Origin of the sequence: Amnimonas aquatica (genome assembly GCF_002943415.1) — a bacterium.
Taxonomy (GTDB): Bacteria; Pseudomonadota; Gammaproteobacteria; order Pseudomonadales; family Moraxellaceae; genus Perlucidibaca; species Perlucidibaca aquatica_A.
In genome coordinates this window covers 1-2,446 of sequence record NZ_PTQZ01000245.1, presented here as the reverse complement: position 1 = coordinate 2,446, position 2,446 = coordinate 1, and the positions used below count along the sequence as shown (strand labels likewise).

The window sequence follows — 2,446 nt, the reverse complement described above, 5'->3', positions numbered from 1 at the left end:
TGGTAGAGCTGCTCTGACCGGACCCGGGCACGACGGGTCGTGCCAGTCTGCACCAATTCATGGCACAGCCCTTGCTTCATCCGACTGGAAACCTGGATGGACTGCCATGAGCGTGATTGCACCCCCGTATGACGAGATGTTCGCAGGCACCGATCTGGTCCGCCCGCACTATGCCCACTATCACGAATGGCTGGCTCAGCGCCCCCCCGAGGAAATGGCGCAGAAGCGACAGGAGGCGGACCTGCTGTTCCGTCGCGTCGGCATCACCTTCGCGGTCTACGGCGACGAGGCCGGCGCCGAGCGCCTGATCCCCTTCGACGCCATCCCCCGCATGATTCCCGCCTCCGAGTGGGAGGTGCTGGCGCGCGGCTTGCGCCAGCGCGCCACGGCGCTGAACATGTTCCTGCACGACATCTACCACGAGCAGAGCATCCTCAAGGCCGGCGTGATTCCGCCCGAGGTCATCCTCGCCAATGCCGACTACCAGGTCGCCATGCAGGGCGTCACGCTGCCCAACCGCATCTATGCCCAGATCGCCGGCATCGACCTGGTGCGGCACCATGATGGTGCGTACTACGTGCTCGAAGACAACCTGCGCACCCCGAGCGGGGTCTCCTACATGCTGGAGAACCGCAAGATGATGATGCGCCTGTTCCCCGAGCTGTTCGCGACCCATGCCGTGGCGCCGGTCGACCACTACCCGACGCTGCTGCTGGAAACGCTGCAGGCCGCCGCGCCCGAGGGCGTGAGCAACCCCACCGTGGTGGTGCTGACGCCGGGGCGCTACAACTCGGCCTATTTCGAGCATGCCTTCCTGGCCCAGCAGATGGGCGTGGAGCTGGTCGAGGGGCCGGACCTGTTCGTGCGCGACGGCTACGTGTGGATGCGCACCACCTCGGGGCCGCAGCGCGTGGACGTGATCTACCGCCGCATCGACGACGCCTACCTCGATCCGCTGGCGTTCAAGCCCGAGTCCGTGCTCGGCGTGCCCGGCATCCTGTCGGTGTACCGCGCCGGCAAGGTGGCGATCACCAATGCCGTCGGCACCGGTGTCGCCGACGACAAGTCGATCTACCCCTATGTGCCGGACATGGTGCGCTTCTACCTCAGCGAGGAGCCCATCCTGCAGAACGTGCCGACCTGGCTGCTGCGCCGGCCGGACGACCTGAAGTACGTGCTCGACCACCTGCCCGAGCTGGTGGTGAAGGAAGTCCACGGCTCCGGCGGCTACGGCATGCTGATCGGTCCGACCAGCTCGAAGGCCGAGATCGAGGCCTACCGCCAGCGCATCATCGCCAACCCGGCGGAGTTCATCGCGCAGCCGACGCTGTCGCTGTCGACCTGTCCGACCTTCGTGGAGAGCGGCGTGGCGCCGCGCCACCTCGACCTGCGTCCGTTCGTGCTGTCCGGCAAGGAGGTGGTCATGGTGCCGGGGGGGCTGACCCGCGTGGCGCTGAAGGAGGGCTCGCTGGTGGTGAACTCGTCGCAGGGCGGCGGCACCAAGGACACCTGGATCGTGGAGGACCGGCCGGCAGCCGGCGCGTCGAAACCGGCGTCGCAGAAGCAGACGCAGCAGGCCGGCAAGACCGCTGGCGGGGAGGCCTGATCATGCTCAGCCGTACCGCATCTTCGCTGTTCTGGATGGCGCGCTACATGGAGCGCGCCGAGAATCTGGCCCGCCTGCTCGATGTCAGCCAGCAGCTCGCGCTCATGCCCGGCGCCGGCGAGAGCATGGTGGCCATGCCGCTGGACGTGATCGACCTGCGCGCCATGTTTGACGAGACCGGCCGTCCGCTCAACGCCGAGGAAGTGGCCTACTTCCTCATGCTGCATGCCGACAGCCCGTCGAGCATCATCAGCTCGCTGCGCCAGGCGCGCGAGAACGCGCATGTGGTGCGCGGCACCATCACCGGCGAGCTCTGGGAGGCGGTCAACGCCACCTGGCTGGAGGCCCGGACCGCCAACCGCATCAAGATCCGCCACATGGGGCAGACCCGGTTCCTGGAGTGGGTCAAGGAGCGCTCGCACCTGTATCGCGGCGTGCTGGTCGGCACCAGCCAGCGCAACGATGCCTTCCACTTCTCGCGCCTGGGCACCTACCTGGAGCGCGCCGACAACACCACGCGCCTGTTCCGGCACCATCTGGAGGCCTTCGCGGCGCCGGACGAGACCGGGCGGCCCTCGTACTACGCCTGGGCGGCGCTGCTGCGTGCGCTGTCGGCCTTCGAGGCCTACCGCGACATCTACAGCGACAGCCTGAGCGTGCATCACATCGGCGAGCTGCTGCTGCTGCGCCACGACCTGCCGCGCTCGCTGCACGCCTGCTTCGCCGAAGTGGCCAAGGCGCTGGACGTGATCAACGGCGAACAGAGCCGCAAGGTGCGCCGCCTGGTGGCCGAGACCTACGCCCGCCTGCGTTTCGGCAGCTGGGAGAAGGACTTCGCCC

Annotated in this window: 2 protein-coding genes; both read left to right on the top strand. The window is 67.7% G+C overall.

Annotated elements, in window-relative coordinates; all coding sequences use genetic code 11:
- Window positions 1-106 precede the first annotated feature (106 nt).
- Complete coding sequence (locus C5O18_RS08575) at window positions 107-1,606, top strand: circularly permuted type 2 ATP-grasp protein (RefSeq protein ID WP_105193147.1); 1,500 nt, start codon at window positions 107-109, stop codon at window positions 1,604-1,606.
- A gap of 2 nt (window positions 1,607-1,608) precedes the next feature.
- Window positions 1,609-2,446 (top strand): alpha-E domain-containing protein (locus tag C5O18_RS08570; RefSeq protein WP_105193145.1); only part of this gene is annotated, 838 nt, incomplete at its 3' end.

Coding starts and splice junctions, on each gene's coding strand:
- C5O18_RS08575 (WP_105193147.1), top strand. CDS start 107: ATGAGCGTGATTGCACCCCCGTATGACGAGATGTTCGCAGGCACCGAT.